This is a genomic window from Sphingobacterium sp. PCS056 (assembly GCF_023273895.1).
Lineage (GTDB): Bacteria > Bacteroidota > Bacteroidia > Sphingobacteriales > Sphingobacteriaceae > Sphingobacterium.
In genome coordinates, this window is the sequence record NZ_CP096883.1 from 3,546,761 (window position 1) to 3,566,268 (window position 19,508).

A 19,508-nucleotide genomic window follows, 5' to 3' on the forward strand; every position below is an offset into this window, starting at 1 on the left:
AGATGAGAAAGATACCATTTACCATCCAGTTACAGCTGGTCATGTGCTTCATCATACAGGGCGTATCTGTCTATGGACAACATAAAAAAGATACCGCAAGTCAACCTGTCGGTTATTTATTCGCTTACTTTTCGGATAATAGCCCGGACGGTGAGCAGCTTCGATATGCTTTTAGCCGTGATGGTCTAAATTTTAAGCCTCTAAATGCTGGAAAACCAGTACTTGCATCCGATAGTATTGCTTTAAAAAAAGGAATCCGAGATCCACATATCATGCGTTCTCCCGATGGAAAATACTTTTATATGGTGATGACCGATATGCGCTCTAGCGAGGGGTGGCAGAGTAATGATGGTATCATCATGCTCCAAAGTACGGACCTGATCCATTGGAAACATCAAGCAATTGATTTTCCTACGCGTTTTCCTAATTTAAAAGGATTTGATCGGGACAATTTGCATGCGGTATGGGCTCCACAGATCATCTGGGATCATGATAAACAACAGTATATGATCTATTATTCAATAGGTCGGCATGATTGGGAGTATGCCGTTGGTGATAAAAAACAACCCTATTTTAAGATTTACTACTCTTATGCCAATGCTGATTTTACCGATATCAGTACACCTGAACTGTTGTTTGATTTTGGAACTGCCGCTATTGATGCTGATATCGTGTACGATGAAAAGAATAAGAATTATGTCTTATTTTTTAAGGATGAGGGTTTATCGACCATGAATCAGGGTTTTCGTACTAAAAGTGGTGTTATGCGAGCAACAGGTAAAAGCTTAACAGGACCTTATCAAACAGAATATCGGCATCTCCATGTAGATCAGAAGAAGCCTGTTGAAGGTTCTAGCGTGTTTAAGTTGATTGATTCCGATGAATACATCCTGATGTATGACTGTTATACGGAAGGTTACTACCAATTTTGCAAAAGTGCTGATTTGGCAGAGTTCACATTTATACAGAATACACCGGTAGGGGGTGAATTTACACCCAGACATGGATCGGTCATGCCCATAACTGCCGAAGAGCTAGTAACGCTGACCCATAAATTTGGTATTGCTGCTGGACTTTAAGCGTAAAAGCGGTCTTATTTATTTGTCGTGCAGGTTTGATTAAATAGTGATCGGTCCTGTACGACTATCACATTTTTGCCTATACAGATCGATCTGCTTTTGTTTGTCAAGTGAAGCATTATTGATGTGTGAAAAATAAATGTTTGTTTTACATTTATTTTTTTATATTTGTTTAACTGTTATAACCAATAGATTTTTTAAACCTTCAATCAACGCGTATGAATGCATAGTGGAATGCTTGAGCTTTGATCAGCAAAAAAAATTTTGTCACTTTTTTTAAGTGTACTCTTAACATTTAATAATAGCTTTTTATATATTCTAAACTGCATATTTACTTCATAACTTATATCTGACATGAACAAAAGAAAAGGGCAACTCGCCCATATTTTGATCACATTTATTGCCTTTAGCATCATAGCTCCAGTTATTGGACAGGAGTATAGATCTGGTCCAGCGGAAAAAGACTTTGTCGGTTATTTATTTGCTTATTTTAAAGGCAATGCCGTAGCGGATGAATCGGTGTGCTTTGCAGTCAGTACCGATGGTTATACTTATCGTGCGCTGCATAACAATCAACCCGTACTGGACTCCAAGGTCATCAGCACAACAGGTGGTGTGCGGGATCCGCATATACTCCGAGGGGAGGATGGCAAGTCTTTTTATATGGTATTGACCGATATGACCTCCTCTAAGGGGTGGGACTCCAATCGTGCGATGATCTTATTGAAGTCGGAAGATCTGATTCACTGGAAGCATCACGTGATCAATATCCAAGAGCGATTTAAAGGTCATGAAAACCTTAAACGGGTATGGGCTCCACAAACGATCTATGATCCAGCTGCTGGTAAATATATGGTCTATTGGTCGATGAAACATGGTGATGGTGCTGATATGATATATTATGCATATGCGAATGCTGAGTTCTCCGATTTGGAATCTGAGCCTCGGGTATTATTTCTTCCTAAAAATGGCAAATCGTGCATCGATGGGGATATCATCAATAAAAATGGTCTCTTCTATCTATTTTATAAAACTGAAGGACATGGCAATGGAATAAAATTGGCATTGACAGATTCGCTGACATCAGGCAAATGGATTGAACAACCGGGCTATAAGCAGCAGACTAATGATGCCGTAGAGGGATCTAGTGTCTTTAAACTCAATCAGTCGGATCGCTATATTTTGATGTATGATGTATATGGAAAAGGGAAATATCAATTTTGTGAATCTGTTGATCTCGATCGGTTTAAAGTCATCGACCATGAAGTCAATATGGACTTTCACCCAAGGCATGGTTCTATTATCCCTTTGTCCAGAAGTGAATTTAAAAAGCTGACAGATCGTTGGGGGACACCTTCGGACATCAAGTTGTCGGCAAAGAAAAATCCCATATTGGATGGTTTCTATGCCGATCCAGATGTGCTTTATTCCAATAAAACCAAAAAGTATTATATCTATCCAACGAGTGACGGATTCAATGGTTGGGGCGGGTATTACTTTAAGACCTTTTCTTCCACTGATCTCCAAGACTGGAAAGATGAAGGGGTTATTTTGGATTTGAAGAAAGATGTACCCTGGGGACCGAGGAATGCCTGGGCACCTACGATAGCAGAGAAAAAAGTGAAAGGTGATTATAAATATTACTACTATTTTACTGCTGCTCAAAAGATAGGTGTTGCGGTTGCTGATCTGCCTACAGGTCCATTTAAGGATTCGGGAAAACCATTGATAGATTTTAAACCGACTGGTATTAAGGGCGGGCAGGAAATCGACCCTGCAGTTTTTAATGACCCTAAATCTGGTAAAAGCTATCTGTATTGGGGCAATGGATACCTCGCTGTTGCAGAACTGAATAAAGATATGATCTCGATCAAACAAAATACGCTCCAGGTACTGAATGTTGACCGAACGTTTCGCGAGGGCGTGTATGTGATCTTCCGAAATGGTACCTATTATTTTTTATGGTCCGAAGATGATACGCGCAGTGAGAATTATCGGGTACGATATGGCACGTCTTCATCACCGACAGGGCCGATCCATATTCCTGAAAATAATATTGTAATTGAAAAGGATCCATCAAAGGGAATTTACGGTACGGGGCACAATTCCGTATTGCAAGTGCCTGGTACTGATGAATGGTATATTGTGTATCACCGATTTAGTTACCCCGACGGTATCTATATGGGTGACGCAGCAGGTTTTAACCGCGAAGTATGTATGGATAAAATGGAATTTGGTACGGATGGAAGTATTAAAAAAGTAATTCCGACTCATTAGAAAGTTTTACTTTCCTAATCATTTTTTAAACAAAAACTTACACAAAATGAAACGTTTTCTTATCGTCATTTTTCTAGGCTTTACATCGATCCTCGGGTTTGCACAAAAACTGACTGTCGCCGGACCTGATAAACGACTTGTCGTAAATCTGTCTCTAGAAAATGGCCAACTTTATTATGATGTCCAACTGGATGGAAAAGTCATGCTCGAAAGGTCGGCACTTGGCTTAAAAGGACGAGAGGTCGATCTATCTACTCATTTAAGATTAATTGATCAGGTATATAACCAAATTGATGAACAATATGAGGAACAGAAGATCAAGCGCAAACAGGTCCATTACCAAGCAAATGAATTGATTTGTAAATTAGAAAATGCGGATAAACAAGCCTTGCATGTTATATTTCGAGTCAGCAATCATGATATTGCTTTTCGCTACCATGTACCTCAATCGGGTGAAGCTGCTAATTTTTATATTGAAGAAGAACGGAGTGCCTTTAAATTTCCGAATTTGACGACAACTTTCCTAACTCCTCAAGCACCGGCGATGTCTGGCTGGATGAAATCAAAGCCAAGTTATGAAGAAGGATATACTGCCGATGAGCAATTGGGCGTGCGTTCTAAGTATGGGCTAGGTTATACCTTTCCTGGGTTATTTCACGTGGGGGACCGCGGTTGGGTACTGGTATCCGAAACAGGTGTTGGTGCACTGTACTGTGGATCGAAACTGAGTGAAGGGACCAAAGATGGTCTCTATCAGATTGCTTTCCCTGAGGTGGATGAAAATAATGGTGTAGGTAGCGCTCAACCCGTTATTGCACTACCAGGAAATACACCATGGCGTACGTTGACTGTCGGAAGCACGCTAAAACCTATTGTTGAAACGACCGTTGCATTTGATGTGGTCGAACCGCTGTATAAAGCTTCTAAACCGTATACGTTTGGACGTTCAACATGGAGCTGGTTAGAATGGCAAGATGGGAGTATCAATATGGAAGATCAGAAAAAATTTGTAGATCTTTCTGCGGCTATGGGCTATGAGTTTGTTTTGGTAGACAACTGGTGGGATAACAAAATCGGTCGGGATAAAATCGAAACCTTGATCGCCTATGGTCAAGATAAAGGTGTAGGGATCTGTTTGTGGTACAATTCCAATGGTTTTTGGAATGACGCTCCACAGACTCCTAAAAACATGATGAATACTGCTGCTGCCAGAAAAAAAGAGATGGCTTGGATGCAAAAGGTCGGCATAAAAGGTATAAAAGTGGATTTTTTTGGAGGAGACAAACAGGAGACGATGAAGCTTTATGAGGATATTCTATCGGATGCTAATGATCATGGTCTAACTGTTATTTTTCATGGATGCACCTTGCCTCGCGGCTGGGAGCGTATGTATCCAAATTTTGTTGGTAGTGAGGCGGTACTGGCATCGGAGAATCTGATCTTTAGTCAACATGCCAATGATACAGAGGCCTTTCATGCGAGCTTGCATCCCTTTATTCGGAATGCTGTAGGTTCGATGGATTTTGGCCCAGTTTTACTGAATAAAAGACATAACCGGGAGAACAATGGTGGGATGACCAGAAAAACAACCGAAACTTTTCAATTGGCGACTGCTGTTTTATTTCAGACCCCAGTACAAAATTTTGGAATTACACCCAACAATCTAACGGAAATGCCCGCATATGTGATTGACTTTATGAAACAGGTACCTACGGTCTGGGATGAGACTGTTTTTATCGATGGTTATCCGGGGCAATATGTGGTATTGGCTCGAAGACATGGCGATCGATGGTATATAGCTGGCATCAATGCGGAGAAAAAAGCAAAAGAACTAACGCTAAACCTCCCCATGCTTTCGGGGAATAAATGGGAGCTTTATCAGGACAATAGGGATCGATCACCGCAGTATCAGGTATTGCCTGCACAAAAAGGAAAACAGTTGAAAGTAACGCTTCAAGCGGATGGCGGATTTATAATTGTTGGACAGTAATCTCTTTTTTATACTTTAAAACATTGTTTTGATGGGTGAAACTTCAAACAATTTGTGTGGCAAGCATCTTTGGATGCTTGCTTTTTTTTATGGTCAGTATGCTTACATATGGTAAACGAAAGCTCCAGGGCTTGCAAAATGGATATAGGTATAAATACTTACAATGGTAATAAACTCCTTTTTTTAGTTGTAAATACTTGTTTTATAAGTGCAAACAGAAAAATAGAACATTTATTGCTTGATGTATAGCAATATCATGAAACCGTAGTATTAATATAATTCAAGCAAATATGAGAGTCTATTCTTTTATCATCACCATTTTCCTGTTATTACAAAGCTCGGCACTAATTTCTCAAGATTTAAATGATGAAAATACGTTGAGGGACATTGTTTTCATGCGTACAGAAGGGCTGGTCATGACGCAGCTCATGGAAAAACATACCACGGATAAACAGATGCTATTACTCTGTAAGCGGATAAAAGACTACTATAAAACGACTCAACCTATTTTACTTGAAATCGTAAAGGGTAAGACACTTCAATTGGATCAGCGTCAATTTGATCAGATATGGAAAGCGGGAGAAAAATCATTTGAAAATTATAATGAAAAAAATAAAAAACAGTGGAAATTATTATTTGAACAACATATCCATGCTTGTGTGCAAGCTTATACCAAACTATTACAGGAGCGGCAAGATGATGATATATCCTATTTTTCGTTTCAGGCGTTACCTGAATTGGTGAACTTAGCCGACGCATGTAAACAGATGCAGGGAGAATAATTAATTTGATGTGGATCAACCTGATGTTATATTATTTTTTATATTTTTTTTACTAATTCAAAATAAATCCTATATTTGTCCCGATAAATAATAAAAAACCCCTTTAACGGAGAAAACAAAAATGAATATATCTGATATCATAGCGTTTAACATTACTGCAATAGATGCGGTAGTGATTCTTCGTGCCCAGATATAAGAGATTCATCCAATCATTATATGAAAAGCCCGAAGATGATTCGGGCTTTTTTGTTTATTCCATTTTTTGCACTCAAAATTTCCCGAATTGAAATCTGTTGGATACCATATCCAACGCAATCATGGTGTTTTCTAAACACATTTTTCAATTTAATAATACAATAATGGGAAGTAAAATCTCAGGGAAAGACCTTATAAAACTAGGTTTTCCACAAAATTACAGCATTAATATCGGTTTATCTCAGATACAACGCTATAGAAAGCGGGAGAAAAAAGAAGCGGTTTTACAAGAAGTAAACGAAGTTTTATTAGCTCCTGCACGATTTAGTGGTCATGGAGTCTGGGGCAAATTGGCAGAAAGTTTAATCAAACCAGTTGACGTTCGTTTGCACGAACTGTTGACCCATCGTGTTCCATTTTCAATCTTTGGAGAAGATCTCATTGATGAGCGGGCAAAATTTCAATTGTATGATGCCCTAAAATTGCCAATAGCTATGGCTGGAGCCTTGATGCCGGATGCACATTCTGGCTATGGCTTACCTATAGGTGGCGTATTGGCGACTCATCAATCCGTTATACCTTATGGGGTGGGTGTTGATATTGGATGTCGTATGAGCCTGTCCATATTTGATCTACCCGCATCTTTTATAAAAGGTAAAGATGCTATGTTGTTGAATATGTTGTCAGCGCATACCAAATTTGGCATGTATGAAACACATAAAAACAAAATTGACCATGAGGTCTTATACCGATCGGAATTTCAGGATATTCCGTTGCTAAAGGGATTGCAAGATAAAGCTTACAAACAATTGGGAACATCTGGTGGTGGAAATCATTTTGTTGAATTTGGTATCATCGAACTGGCTGCACCGCGGCCCGAGTGGAAACTTGGTCCGGGCTCTTATTTGGCCGTACTATCGCATAGTGGTTCGCGTGGACTTGGAGCAGCTATTGCAAAGCACTATACCTATTTGGCTAAAAAACAATGCCCGCTGCCACAACATGTTCAGCATCTGGCTTGGCTCGATCTCGATACACATGATGGACAGGAATATTGGCTGGCTATGAATCTGGCAGGAGATTATGCAAAAGCTTGTCACGAAAATATCCATCAGCGCATTGCGAAAGCTTTGGGTAAGCGTATCGCATTGACCATCGAAAATCATCACAATTTTGCTTGGAAGGAGACTGTGAATGGTCAGGAATGTGTCGTGCATCGTAAGGGGGCAACACCAGCTGCTCAAGGTACATTGGGTATTATTCCGGGCTCTATGACTGCTCCGGGTTACCTTGTTGAAGGTCTAGGAAATCCAAATAGCCTCAACTCGGCATCACATGGCGCCGGACGTCTATATTCAAGAGCTGATGCAAAATCAAGTTTTACAAAAGCAGAAATGAACAAGAATCTGGCAGAGGCTGGAGTTCAACTGCTGGGGGGAAGTATGGATGAATCACCGATGGCTTACAAGGACATCGATCAGGTGATGCATCTTCAAAAAGAATTAATACAGGTATTGGGTATTTTCAAACCCAAATTTGTTCGTATGGAAAGTTAACATATATGGAGGTATATATACAATTAAGTTCGGGAAAAGGTCCCAAGGAATGTGACTTTTTCCTAACGCATGTGTTAGGCATCTTTCAAAGGGAGGCTTTAACAAAGCAGATACACGTGATGGTGATCAATGAAGACAGAAGTGGAAGCGGTTTAATCCAGTCTGTCTTATGTAAATTGACGGGAGCAGAGATCGATATCTTTCTGCAAGCATGGAAAGGTTCGCTACTATGGATTTGTGAAAGTCCGTTTCGCCGTTTTCATAAAAGGAAAAATTGGTTTATCGCACTTTTTGTCATTACAAAAGAAAAAGAGATCATCCTGTTGGAAAAAGATATTCTGTATCAGGTCATGCGAAGCTCGGGAGCAGGAGGACAACATGTAAACAAAGTTAGCTCTGCTGTTAGAGCGCTTCACATGCCTACAGGAATTACTGCGGTTGCCATGGATACAAGATCGCAATTGCAAAATAAAAAATTAGCGAAGGAACGGTTGGCACATAAGTTAATGCAATTGCAAAATGAATCTGCGCAACAGGATGTCGATAAGCAGTGGCAAAATCATGCTGAAATTGAGCGGGGTAATCCGACTCGTGTTTTTAAGGGCATCGATTTTAAATCTTAATTTATAAAACCCTGCTTATGATCGTGCTCAGAAGATTCAACAGGCATTGCGCTAAACCCCTTGTATCGTCACATACAGGGGGTTTATTTTGATAAGCTCAAGCTGAAAAATATGGTCACTCAACTAAAAAATGAGCTCATGTTTAATTTGTTTTTTGTTAAATATTATATTAACGCTATCTTAACACACCGATTATAACTTTGCAGTAGAAAAAATATGGGGTTCTACTATGATAATTAACTTGATTAAGAAAAACAAATCATGAAGACATGGTCTGATAGTCAATTGTTTGATGAACTTAAAAAGGATAATAAAATAGCCTTTTCTGTTTTATTTGACCGATATTCTGATATTCTTTTTCGTTTCATCCAAAAACGGATTGAATCTGTTCCAGATGTTGAAGATATTTTACAGGAGGTTTTTATCTCGATGTGGAATAGACGCAATAAAATAGAGGTGGGAGAGTCTATCTATCCCTATTTGTTTAAGGCTGCTAAATATGAGGTGATTGATTGGTTGTTGAAAAATGAAAAAAGGAGCCAACATCTGGAGTACTTAGAAGTCAATAAAGACCAATATCTAATATGTACCAATAGTGAGGATGAACTTATTGCTAAAGAACTAGCCTCTCTATTCGACCATGAAATGGCAAATATGCCTCCTACCATGCGTTCTGTATTTAGATTGAGCAGAACTGAAGGGATGTCCATAAAAGACATTGCTCATCAACTTTCAATATCGGAGCAAACGGTCAAAAATAACGTTTCGATGGCCATGAGCAGATTAAAATTTAAACTCAAATAAATATTTTATTTTTTTTCGGTACTTATTGATCCCATGTCGGGTTATAAGGATGTATGAAGGAAAATAAACCTGTAGATGCTCAAAAACAATTACTTCAAAAATATTTGGATGGAAAGTGTACTCCTGAAGAATCAAGGCAAGTTTTAAATTGGTTTTATCGTATTGATCCTGATGTGGCTTCAGCGCCTTCGTCTGACGATCGTTCAAAATCATTGGAACGATCTAAATCTAAGATTATGCGCCGGTTAGATGGTGTGCCTGAACCTGAACAATGTCCAGAGAAAAAATTATTTGACTGGAAAAGATTTTCTTTAGCTGCGGCTGTTTTAGTATTGGTCAGTTTTGCTCTAAGTACATACTGGAAAAATAATTTGGATCCCGATCCAGTTCAATTAGCGGCACAAATTCCGGATACCACAGGAGTATATAAAAATGATATCATGCCCGGATCTTCTTATGCGTATCTATCTTATCGGGGTGAAAAGCGTGCTATAGATCAAAAAAATCAGCCTTATAAATTTACGGACAAACAGTCGGCTCATAGTCGCTATCTGGTAGAAGTACCTCATGCAGGTACTTATAAGTTACAGCTTGCAGATGGAACATCAGTTTGGCTGAATTCTTCTTCTTCATTGGATTATCCAGATGATTTTGGAGATCAGGAGCGAAGAGTAAAATTGACTGGAGAAGCGTATTTTGAAGTGACTAAAGATAAAAATAGACCTTTTCGGATCGAAGTTGCGGGTAGTCTAATTGAAGTTTTGGGAACGAGCTTTAATGTCAACGCGTATGCTGCGCAGGTCAATACCACTTTAGTGGAGGGAAAGGTGAAGATCTTGACAGGAAATCTCGAGCGTTTCTTGCTTCCTGGTGAAGAAGCTTCGATCGGTCCAGAGGAGATCAAAATCGAGCAGACGGATGTTTCAAAGCAGATTGCATGGCAGCGTGGTGAATTTTATTTTGATGGCAATAATCTTCAGGAGATCCTCCAACAGATAGCGCGCTGGTATGATGTTGAAATTGTGAATGGTGAGACGTTGAAGCTGAGCTCATCTTATAGGGGATCACTGAGCCGTGATTCTAAATTGTCGGAAGTTTTGAATTTATTGGCGTATGCGACAAAGAGGAAGTTTGAAATTGACGGACGTAAAGTTTATATACAATAATTAAGTTATTAACCTTTTAATTTTAAAAGATATGATCGAAACCTAACAACTATACAGCGTAAGGCCCGATCCATAAAAAAAGGGAGTGTTGACGCACTCCCAAATGGATAAAGGCAATTTTTATTGAAATGTGAATTCTATAGATTAATCAACCTTTAACAATTCAAAGTTATGAATTTTTTTTCTCCTATAATAATCCGGGGTAATCGGAGAAGTCGACCCTATGCCTATGTTTTTAAAGTCCTGCTCATTATGAAGTTAATTTGTATGCTGATTCTGGTGTTTACACTTGGAGCCAATGCATCGGGATACGCACAGCATGTCCATATTTCGATGAAGAATGCAAAGATAGAACAGATTCTTAAAGAGATATCGAGACAGACAAAATTGCGTTTTTTTTATGATGAAAAATTATTAGCGCAAACTGATCTAGTTGACGTATTCACAACAAAGTCTGATGTTCGAAGCGTATTAAACCGCGCACTGAAAGGCCAAAATCTTGCTTTTGAGATTATGGGCGGTACGATTGTCATAACAGAACGCAATCAAACAGATAGAGAGATAACGGGTACCGTTCGTGATTCTACTTCCGTCATGCCTGGAGTTACGGTGTCAGTCTTGGGTGTTTCAGGACTTTCAGCCAAGACTGATGCTAACGGTAGATATGCTATTCGTGTACCTGAAAAAGCAGTATTACTCTTTCGGTTTTTGGGATATAAGGATCAGGAAGTCACGACGGGGGGGCAAAGCGTGGTCAACGTACATATGGAAATTGCAGAATCGCATTTAGATGAAGTGATCGTAGTCGGTTATGGTACACAAAAAAGGATGAATTTGTCTGGCGCTGTTGATCAGATCAATGAGAAATTTTTGGATAGTAGACCGATTACGAATGTAGGGTCGGGACTTCAGGGAGCAATGGCCAATCTGAATATTACGCCCACCAGTGGTCGAGCAAATAGTTCTCCAGGAATCAATGTGAGAGGATATACTTCATTGTCTGGAGGAGGCCCCTTAATTGTGATTGATGGAGTTCCTGCCACCAACGATGAATTAAATCGTATGAACCCCATTGATATAGCGAGTGTCACCATATTAAAAGATGCAGCTTCTGCTGCTATATACGGTAGCCGGGCCGCTTTTGGGGTAGTACTTGTAACGACTAAAACTGGGACAACTAAGGAAATAAAAATTGCTGCAAATTCTATTTTTGCGGCTAAGGCGATCACGAGATCAGTGGATATCGAAGACAATCCGTATGAAGTGATGAAATATAGAAATATCATGTCTGCTCCATGGTATAATCTTTATGATGAAAAAATGCTTGAATATGGGAAAGAACTCAGTGATAATCCATCATTGCCAAGGGTAATCGTAGACCCACAAAATCCCAATGCTTATATCTACTTAGGATCCACAGATTGGTTTAAAGAGGTGTATAAAGATGCACAACCTTCCTACACCAATAACATCAACATATCGCAAAAGAATGAGAAATCTTCATTTTATCTTTCTGGTGAATATTATAGACAAAATGGTATGCTCCGAATCAGTCCCGATACTTATGATCGCTATAACTTTAGAGCAAAAGGAGATTATAAGTTAACAGATTGGTTTACCTTATCGAGCAATACAACCTATACTGCTGATAAATATGATCAACCCTCTGCGATCGACCAAGGTTACTTGTATTGGCATAATGTCAATCGTCAACCTTCATTAAACACAGTGCGCAATCCCGACGGAACATATACGGAGGCGGGAGTAAACATGATCGGAGCGGTCGCTGACGGTGGTAGGAGTGTAAGAAGAGTCAATGATTTTCAAAGTAGTTTCGGTGCTAAAATTGATTTGATCAAGAACGTCTGGACATTGAACGGTGATGCGACATTTAGACGCGTTTCAGGTAAAAGTCATTATTTTACAGTTCCATTGGAATATAGCACAGGCCCTGGTATTATTAATCGACAAAATTTCAATAGTTATGCCGCTAATGGAAGTAATGAAACCCGATATAATGTATATAATGTTTTTTCGCAGTACCAAAGAACACTTGCAGATCATTATTTTTCGGTCATGGTCGGCTTTAATCAAGAAGAGCGTATTTATGAGTCTTTCACGGCATCTCGTGACCAGTTGATTTCCAATTCTTTGCCGACGATTGGTTTAGCGACGGGAGAAACACCAGCAGTAGGTGCTGCTGATTATGCTTGGGCCGTACGTGGTGCTTTTGCTCGAATAAACTACACCTATAAGGATAAGTATATTTTAGAATCAAATCTGAGATACGATGGTTCTTCCAGATTTCCTAAAAAAGATCGATTCGCGTTTAATCCTTCCGTTTCTGGAGCTTGGGTAATATCAAAGGAAAATTTTTTCCATCCGCTTACGGAGACCGTTTCTAACTTCAAAGTGAGGGGATCATACGGATCGTTAGCGAATCAAGATCTTCGCGACAATTATTATCCCTATATCGCAAATATGGGACAAGGCACTGGTGTGATATTGGATGGAAAGCGTCCGGCAATCGTAACGAGTCCAGGATTGGTATCGCCAACACTTACCTGGGAGACGGTAACGCAGTCAAATATGGGTGTTGATGTTGGTCTTTTCGGAAATCAATTTTTTGGATCATTTGATAGCTATCGACGTATGACCAAAGATATGCTCACAGCAGGTAGAACATTGCCTATCGTACTCGGTACAGGAGTTCCTTTGGAAAATGCGGCAGACTTAAAAACGAAAGGTTGGGAGCTCACACTTGGCTATAATCAGGAGTTTAGGGTCGATGCCAAACCACTTTCTTTTTCTGTCCGAGTAAATCTAGCAGATAGCCGAGCTTATATTGAAAAATTTAATAATCCCAAGAATAACCTCAACGACTATTATGTGGGACAGGAAATAGGTGAAATGTGGGGATTGACCACATTGGGATTTTTTCAGTCGGCAGAAGAAATCAAAGCGCATGCTAATCAAACTGATGTGACTTCATATCCGGGGACGAGAGGGTTAGAGCCAGGAGATCTAAAATTTGCAGATATCAACGGAGATGGAAAAATTAATAAAGGAGATTGGACTTTAGACAACCATGGTGATTACCAGGTAATCGGCAATTCTAGACAACGCTATACCTATGGTGTTGATCTAACATCGGCTTGGAATGGTATTGATCTTCGTGTTTTCCTACAGGGTGTTGGTAAAAGAAATTATTACCCTCCTGGAGGAGATCATTATTTTTGGGGAATCTATGCACAACCGTGGGCGAGCTTAACCAAATTCAACCTCGATCATTGGACACCTGAAAATCCAAATGCCTATCTACCAAGGCCAAAATCCTATGTTGCAGAACAGAGTGGTATAGAATTGGCCGCTACGCAGACCAAATATTTACAAAATGCTGGATATCTAAGGGTAAAGAATATTACAATAGGCTATACTTTTCCAAAATCGTTGACGGATAAGTGGGGAGTAGATCGTATCAGAGTATTTGCAAGTGGGGAAAACCTATTTGAATTGACCACATTGATGGACTATCTAGATCCCGAGATTGTTGGAGACAGAACAGCGTACCCCTTTCAAAGAACCTATTCTTTGGGTTTAAATTTTAATTTTTAAACGACGAAACTGATCATGGAAAATATAAAGAGATGGATTAATGTTGGAGGTGCATTGTTGATAATGGTAGCGCTTTTAACAGGCTGTAATGATGATTTTATGGAGCGATATCCTACCACATCAATTACAGAAGAAGTATTTTTTAGTAATATATCTGATTTAAAGACATACACTGATGGTTTTTACAGTAGCTTAAGTTCGCCGATTGCGGATATTGGCACGGATAATCTCGCTCATCATAATTCTGGAAGTACCATTGACCAAATGATGAGAGGAGGAATCACAGCACAAAATGCTGCAGTATGGAGTTGGTCAGCATTGCGAAATATCAATTTTTTTCTAAAAAATTATGGTAAAGTTAAAAATGCCAAGGTCGAGGATGTGAATCATTATGTTGGAATCGCTAAATTCTTTCGTGCCCGTTTTTATATAGATAAAGTAAACATGTACCATGATGTGCCTTGGTATGGAAATACTTTAGGTACAGCGGATACGGAAGCTCTGCATAAAAAACAGGACAGTAGAACATTAGTGGTAGACTCCATCATGGCTGACCTTGAATTTGCAGTCGCGCATATCAAGCCTGATGGGCATAAATCTACGGTGACGAAATGGGCCGCATTAGCCCAGTTAGCGCAATTTGCACTACAAGAAGGGACATACCGAAAATATCATCCTTACCTAGGTTTAAAAGATACGTATAAGGGATTTCTGGAAAGAGCGATATCGGCTTCGGAAAAGATTATGACAGAGGGTGGTTTTCAAATCAGTAAGGCTGGCGGTGTTGATCGGGCGTATAGGGATCTCTTCATCAGCCAAAACCTACAAGCTAATCCTGAAACGATTTTATTTATCGATTACGATAAGGATTTAAATAGAAGAAGGAATACCCATACGGTTTTAGACTATGAATGGGCGCTCAGCCAAACGCTAATGGAAAGTTATCTGATGAAAGATGGCAGTCGATTTACAAATCAACCTCATTATAAAACCAAGGATATAAATGAAATATTTACTAATAGAGACCCTCGCTTGGAGCAAACTTTTATGAAGCCTGGTTTTAAACCTGTCAATGCTGCATCTCCACATCGTTTGAAACCGACTTTAGGCGGTTATAATCAAATTAAGTTTTATCCAGAGGTGACGGATATGATCAGTTGGGAAGCTTCATATACAGATGCTTTTGTATTCAGATATGCAGAGGTACTACTCATTTTTGCTGAGGCAAAAGCAGAATTGGGAATCTTGAATAACCAAGGTGATCTGGATAAATCCATTAATTTGTTGCGAGCTCGAGTTGCGATGCCTAATATGACAATAAGTGAAGCGGGTGGGAGTGTCGATCCAATATTGAAATCCTACTATAATAATGTAGAAGGTGGAAATACAGGTTTAATCCTAGAAATTCGGAGGGAAAGACGTGTGGAACTGGCATGTGAAGGACAGCGGTATCGTGATGTATTTAGATGGGAAGTGGGTGAACGTTTGGCTGATCAACAACAGGGAATGTATGTGAAAGCTCTTGGTCCATTGGATGTTACAGGTGATGGAGCTGTCGATATAGCCATCCTAGAATCTGCTAAAAATACGGAGCCAATTTCGCATCTGACTGAAGAACAGCTAAAAAATATCACACTTTATTATCTTAAAGATGGAAATGGCAACAATACCAGTATCTATCTTGAAAATGGTCATCAGGGACATATTATGTTTACTGTAGCAAGGGATAAAAAGAAAGAATTTGTTAAGCCTAAATACTATTATTACCCAATAGCCAATAGTGAGATGGTTTTACAAGGAAGTAATTTAGTCCAGACTTATGGCTGGGAACAATAAAAGAAAGTGACTGCTCGATAGATACTCTTCTCTTATATAGGGAGTATGTCGGTATTGAAAGAAAAAGGTTTATCCGGATATGGATAAACCTTTTTTGTATAGATCATCATGTAGTCAATTGATTTTATATTGATGATGTATTTTGCAGAAAATAAGAAGGACTCATTTCTGTCATTACGGGCCGATAAATTGATTTTTTTATAAAGTTTTACTATCTTGTTTAGGTATCAAAGCAGTGGAGTAATGGCTATTGCTTTATTTTTTTTAACTTAATGATAGGGTATTGGATACAAGTAAATTAGATAATCCTGTATGGTATTCACTTTCAGAAACTCATCGCGATAGCGCACTTGAATTTGATGGAGTAAAATTCTACAAGCCTCAGTATTGTCCTTTTGGTGGTTTTATAAAAATGGATCAGACTGCACAGTCTATAGCTGAATATGCTCGAGATACGTCCAATTTCTATGTTGTGGGTGATCAACCCAAATTCAATAGTCCGATCATACTGCATCAAGAATTAGTTTGTCATCAAATGGTGCTTGATAAGGAGATATCGATAGCAATGGATGAACATATAGTCGATCTTCATGTCGATCACCATGATGATCTCCTCAACTTAGTCAATTTAGTTCAACCTGGATATTTCAAAAATAAGACTTCTGAATTGGGGAATTATTATGGTATATATAAAGACAGTCAACTTGTTGCTGTCACAGGTGAACGGATGAAGATGAACGCTTATACAGAAGTAAGTGCTGTGGTCACACATCCTCGTTATACGGGTCTTGGATTTGCTAAAAAATTAGTTGCACATACTTGCCACCAGATATTTTTACAAAATAAAGTACCTTATCTACATGTGGCAGAAAATAATAGCGGTGCTATCAATCTCTACGAAAAGCTGGGGTTTAAGACGAGAAGAAAAATAAGTTTTTGGAACTTAATTAAACCAGCGTAAGGGAAGGGATTTTGTTCATTAGTTAATGAAGCAACTATTTTAGAATCTTGACCAGAACACAGTGTGCTGAGGCTCCTTATTGATTCAAAAGCCTTATTTGAGCCTTTGATGCGTATTTCTGTATAGATCGACGTCTTTCTTGGACTGCTTCTTAGCTTTTTGTGACTACTTATTGACGACCTTTAATCCCTATTTAGGAACAAAGAATCGAAAGTTAGAAAGCAGGGGCAACAGATCAATAACTTGCAGTCCCTTATTTGAAAATGGCTATCCAAGTTTCTCAACAAGTGATACTTGTTTTGGAAATTGCTGTCGAAGTTTCTCAACAAGTGACATCTATTTTGGAAATTGCTGTCGAAGTTTCTCAACAAGCGACATCTATTTTGGAAATTGCTGTCGAAGTTTCTCAACAAGCGACATCTATTTTGGAAATTGCTGTCGAAGTTTCTCAACAAGTGACACCTATTTTATAAATTGCTGTCGAAGTTTCTCAACAAGTGACACCTATTTTGGAATTAGGGACCGCAATTTCTCAACTATGAACCGGAGAAAGCTAAAAAGTAGTCAAACTTTTGCTGTACTTGAGTTAAAACAGCTATCAACTGGTATAATAAATTAGCATGCTAACTATTGTAGTTTAGTGGTATATTTCATTTATTCTCATCTAAACCCAATCATGGTATCAGCTATCAAATCAGCTGATGCGCTCGATCTTTTTAGATGAATGATGAAAAGATTAACATCGGATTCCAGATGGATTTATGGGGGTTATTTTTTCATTTCTACAATTGGATGGTGTATTACTGGAAAATTACAAGAATTGGCTATAAAGCACAGTTGATTGGCTTTCTGATGTAAATCCATTGCTAATGCTATTTGCTGAGGATCTGTAATGGTAATACATGGATTTAGCCGAACTTCAACAAAACGTCCACTTCCATCTGGATTGACCTCCAAGACTGCTTCAGCATGATCCGAGTAGGTGAGGATTTCTATTTTGTTCTGGGCACAAACATATAGATAAGACATCATATGACATGAAACTAAACTGCTCAACAACAGGTCTTCAGGATTATATAATTGGGGATCTCCTTTAAATGCTTTGGCAGCAGAAATCTCCATGTCTTTTTTACCTTCGATCGAAATGCGGTGACTTTTACTATAAAATCCAGCTGTGGTTGGTTGTTTTTTCAAAACCCAATTTAATGTTGCCTTAAATAAATGTTTAAATGTTATTTTTCTTGTCATTTCGCTACTGCTTCTATTAAATAGTACTGCATTATTTTGTCGACTTGCTTGTGTCCATATGGTGTATCATATGCTGTCGATGTTATTACAACTACAATTGGTACATCCTTAAAAATAAAAATTCTATTTCCACTTGAATAATATACTACCTGATCTACTCCACTCACGTTGTAAGTTGTATAGGATCTATGCTACATTGATCCTACTAGCATCAATATCTAGTTCTTTTGCTGCTGCGGATACCGATACTTTTGTATATCATAGATCTAGCTCCATCTTCTTAAAAGAATCATCCAATACTCTTTTCATAATTAAACAAATTTAAATCTATTTTTTCAAATCTGTCTCCACTTTTAATATTGGAGGTCTAATTAAGAAATAGTATGTTTGGATAATCGAAATCTGAAAACAAGTTAATCTCACTGCATAGATGAAAATGAACCGAAGAAAATTTTTGGAATCTGCCGGAATGCTAGGAACTATAGCTGCATTACCCCTTTCTGGTTTTTCAATGTTTGAGCAGCCTAAGTATAAAATGGGATTACAGCTCTTTACCATTCATAAGGATATGACCCAAGCACCTCTTCTCACTTTGAAAGCTGTAAAGGAGATGGGGTATACGGATTGTGAGACGTTTGGATTTGACAGTGAGAAATGCAGCTTTTATGGACTTAAGTCTTCAGAGTTCAAGAAGATATTAGAAGACCTTGATATTACAGCTTCTAGTGGACATTACGGTTTTTCTTCATATCTAACAAAGCCACAAGATGAATTGATGCGATTTGTGGATCGGTGCATAAAGGGAGCCCTTGACTTGGATATGAAATATATCACTTGGCCATGGATCGCACCAGAACAAAGGACGATTGATAATTTCAAGTTGATGGCACACGAACTCAATGTAATAGGAGAGCAGGTAAAACATGCAGGCCTTGGATTTGCTTATCACCATCATGACTTCGAATTTATTGACCATGATGGAGAAAATGGTTTTGATATCATTTTAAATGAAACAGACAGCTCTTTGGTCAAGCTGCAAATGGATATGTATTGGGTGATGCATTCTTCTACACTCACGCCCAAAGAATTGGTCGACAATCAGCCAGGGAGATATGTGATGTGGCACATCAAGGACATGGATAAAGTGACCAGAGATTATACCGAGTTGGGCAATGGTTCGATTGACTATGTAGAAATACTTCCAGATCCGATCAAGTCAGGACTGGAATTCTACTATTTGGAGCAGGGAGGTAATTTTGCACACAGCCCCATGAAAAGTGCAGCTGATGATGCTGCCTACTTCAAAAAACACTTACAGCGATATCTGTAATATTGAGATAAAGAATCTTAAAAGAAGCTTATGGGTATGATTTTAC

General features: G+C 38.8%; 14 protein-coding genes. 13 read left to right on the forward strand and 1 reads right to left on the reverse strand.

The annotated features are described in order from the left end of the window. Nucleotides 1-2: 2 nt before the first annotated feature. The 12 genes from MUB18_RS14780 to MUB18_RS14835 all read left to right on the forward strand — a co-directional run bounded on the left by MUB18_RS14780 (nucleotide 3) and on the right by MUB18_RS14835 (nucleotide 17,357). Nucleotides 3-1,079 carry a glycoside hydrolase family 43 protein gene (locus MUB18_RS14780; RefSeq protein ID WP_248753641.1) on the forward strand — a complete coding sequence of 359 codons (1,077 nt, stop codon included), beginning with the start codon at nucleotides 3-5 and terminating at the stop codon, nucleotides 1,077-1,079. A gap of 354 nt (nucleotides 1,080-1,433) precedes the next feature. Continuing rightward, a complete protein-coding gene (locus MUB18_RS14785) occupies nucleotides 1,434-3,356 on the forward strand; it encodes a family 43 glycosylhydrolase (RefSeq protein WP_248753642.1) in 1,923 nt (640 codons plus the stop codon). Between the two features lie 46 nt (nucleotides 3,357-3,402). Further along, nucleotides 3,403-5,346 carry a glycoside hydrolase family 97 protein gene (locus MUB18_RS14790; protein ID WP_248753643.1) on the forward strand — a complete coding sequence of 648 codons (1,944 nt, stop codon included), beginning with the start codon at nucleotides 3,403-3,405 and terminating at the stop codon, nucleotides 5,344-5,346. A 290-nt stretch (nucleotides 5,347-5,636) separates the two neighbouring features. Further along, nucleotides 5,637-6,128, forward strand: coding sequence for a hypothetical protein (locus tag MUB18_RS14795; RefSeq protein ID WP_248753644.1), 492 nt, complete (start codon nucleotides 5,637-5,639; stop codon nucleotides 6,126-6,128). 359 nt (nucleotides 6,129-6,487) lie between these two features. Continuing rightward, nucleotides 6,488-7,879: an RtcB family protein gene (locus tag MUB18_RS14800; protein WP_248753645.1), complete on the forward strand. Its 1,392-nt coding sequence runs from the start codon at nucleotides 6,488-6,490 to the stop codon at nucleotides 7,877-7,879. Between the two features lie 5 nt (nucleotides 7,880-7,884). Beyond that, on the forward strand, nucleotides 7,885-8,502 hold the full coding sequence (gene prfH, locus MUB18_RS14805) for a peptide chain release factor H (protein ID WP_248753646.1): 618 nt from the start codon (nucleotides 7,885-7,887) through the stop codon (nucleotides 8,500-8,502). 261 nt (nucleotides 8,503-8,763) lie between these two features. After that, a complete protein-coding gene (locus MUB18_RS14810) occupies nucleotides 8,764-9,306 on the forward strand; it encodes an RNA polymerase sigma factor (RefSeq protein ID WP_248753647.1) in 543 nt (180 codons plus the stop codon). Nucleotides 9,307-9,359: 53 nt separating this feature from the next. Then, nucleotides 9,360-10,472, forward strand: coding sequence for a FecR domain-containing protein (locus tag MUB18_RS14815; RefSeq protein ID WP_248753648.1), 1,113 nt, complete (start codon nucleotides 9,360-9,362; stop codon nucleotides 10,470-10,472). 252 nt (nucleotides 10,473-10,724) lie between these two features. Continuing rightward, nucleotides 10,725-14,087, forward strand: a complete 3,363-nt coding sequence (locus tag MUB18_RS14820) for a TonB-dependent receptor (protein WP_248753649.1) — start codon at nucleotides 10,725-10,727, stop codon at nucleotides 14,085-14,087. A 15-nt stretch (nucleotides 14,088-14,102) separates the two neighbouring features. Then, nucleotides 14,103-15,923, forward strand: a complete 1,821-nt coding sequence (locus MUB18_RS14825) for a RagB/SusD family nutrient uptake outer membrane protein (RefSeq protein WP_248753650.1) — start codon at nucleotides 14,103-14,105, stop codon at nucleotides 15,921-15,923. Nucleotides 15,924-16,206: 283 nt separating this feature from the next. Then, nucleotides 16,207-16,884, forward strand: a complete 678-nt coding sequence (locus MUB18_RS14830) for a GNAT family N-acetyltransferase (protein ID WP_248753651.1) — start codon at nucleotides 16,207-16,209, stop codon at nucleotides 16,882-16,884. A 263-nt stretch (nucleotides 16,885-17,147) separates the two neighbouring features. Continuing rightward, a complete protein-coding gene (locus MUB18_RS14835) occupies nucleotides 17,148-17,357 on the forward strand; it encodes a hypothetical protein (RefSeq protein ID WP_248753652.1) in 210 nt (69 codons plus the stop codon). Nucleotides 17,358-17,652: 295 nt separating this feature from the next. On the opposite strand, the gene MUB18_RS14840 is transcribed toward MUB18_RS14835, so the two are convergent. Continuing rightward, the gene (locus MUB18_RS14840) at nucleotides 17,653-18,132 is read right to left on the reverse strand and encodes an OsmC family protein (protein ID WP_248753653.1); all 480 of its coding nucleotides are present in this window, start codon (nucleotides 18,130-18,132) and stop codon (nucleotides 17,653-17,655) included. Nucleotides 18,133-18,568: 436 nt separating this feature from the next. Between MUB18_RS14840 and MUB18_RS14845 the strand changes: the two genes are divergently transcribed. Further along, complete coding sequence (locus MUB18_RS14845; RefSeq protein ID WP_248753654.1) at nucleotides 18,569-19,462, forward strand: sugar phosphate isomerase/epimerase family protein; 894 nt, start codon at nucleotides 18,569-18,571, stop codon at nucleotides 19,460-19,462. Nucleotides 19,463-19,508: the final 46 nt, after the last annotated feature.

Excerpts from the sequence above, each read along its gene's own strand:
- MUB18_RS14780 (WP_248753641.1), top strand. The coding sequence starts at position 3 with ATGAGAAAGATACCATTTACCATCCAGTTACAGCTGGTCATGTGCTTC.
- MUB18_RS14785 (WP_248753642.1), top strand. The coding sequence starts at position 1,434 with ATGAACAAAAGAAAAGGGCAACTCGCCCATATTTTGATCACATTTATT.
- MUB18_RS14790 (WP_248753643.1), top strand. The coding sequence starts at position 3,403 with ATGAAACGTTTTCTTATCGTCATTTTTCTAGGCTTTACATCGATCCTC.
- MUB18_RS14795 (WP_248753644.1), top strand. The coding sequence starts at position 5,637 with ATGAGAGTCTATTCTTTTATCATCACCATTTTCCTGTTATTACAAAGC.
- MUB18_RS14800 (WP_248753645.1), top strand. The coding sequence starts at position 6,488 with ATGGGAAGTAAAATCTCAGGGAAAGACCTTATAAAACTAGGTTTTCCA.
- prfH (WP_248753646.1), top strand. The coding sequence starts at position 7,885 with ATGGAGGTATATATACAATTAAGTTCGGGAAAAGGTCCCAAGGAATGT.
- MUB18_RS14810 (WP_248753647.1), top strand. The coding sequence starts at position 8,764 with ATGAAGACATGGTCTGATAGTCAATTGTTTGATGAACTTAAAAAGGAT.
- MUB18_RS14815 (WP_248753648.1), top strand. The coding sequence starts at position 9,360 with ATGAAGGAAAATAAACCTGTAGATGCTCAAAAACAATTACTTCAAAAA.
- MUB18_RS14820 (WP_248753649.1), top strand. The coding sequence starts at position 10,725 with ATGAAGTTAATTTGTATGCTGATTCTGGTGTTTACACTTGGAGCCAAT.
- MUB18_RS14825 (WP_248753650.1), top strand. The coding sequence starts at position 14,103 with ATGGAAAATATAAAGAGATGGATTAATGTTGGAGGTGCATTGTTGATA.
- MUB18_RS14835 (WP_248753652.1), top strand. The coding sequence starts at position 17,148 with ATGGCTATCCAAGTTTCTCAACAAGTGATACTTGTTTTGGAAATTGCT.
- MUB18_RS14840 (WP_248753653.1), bottom strand. The coding sequence starts at position 18,132 with ATGACAAGAAAAATAACATTTAAACATTTATTTAAGGCAACATTAAAT.
- MUB18_RS14845 (WP_248753654.1), top strand. The coding sequence starts at position 18,569 with ATGAACCGAAGAAAATTTTTGGAATCTGCCGGAATGCTAGGAACTATA.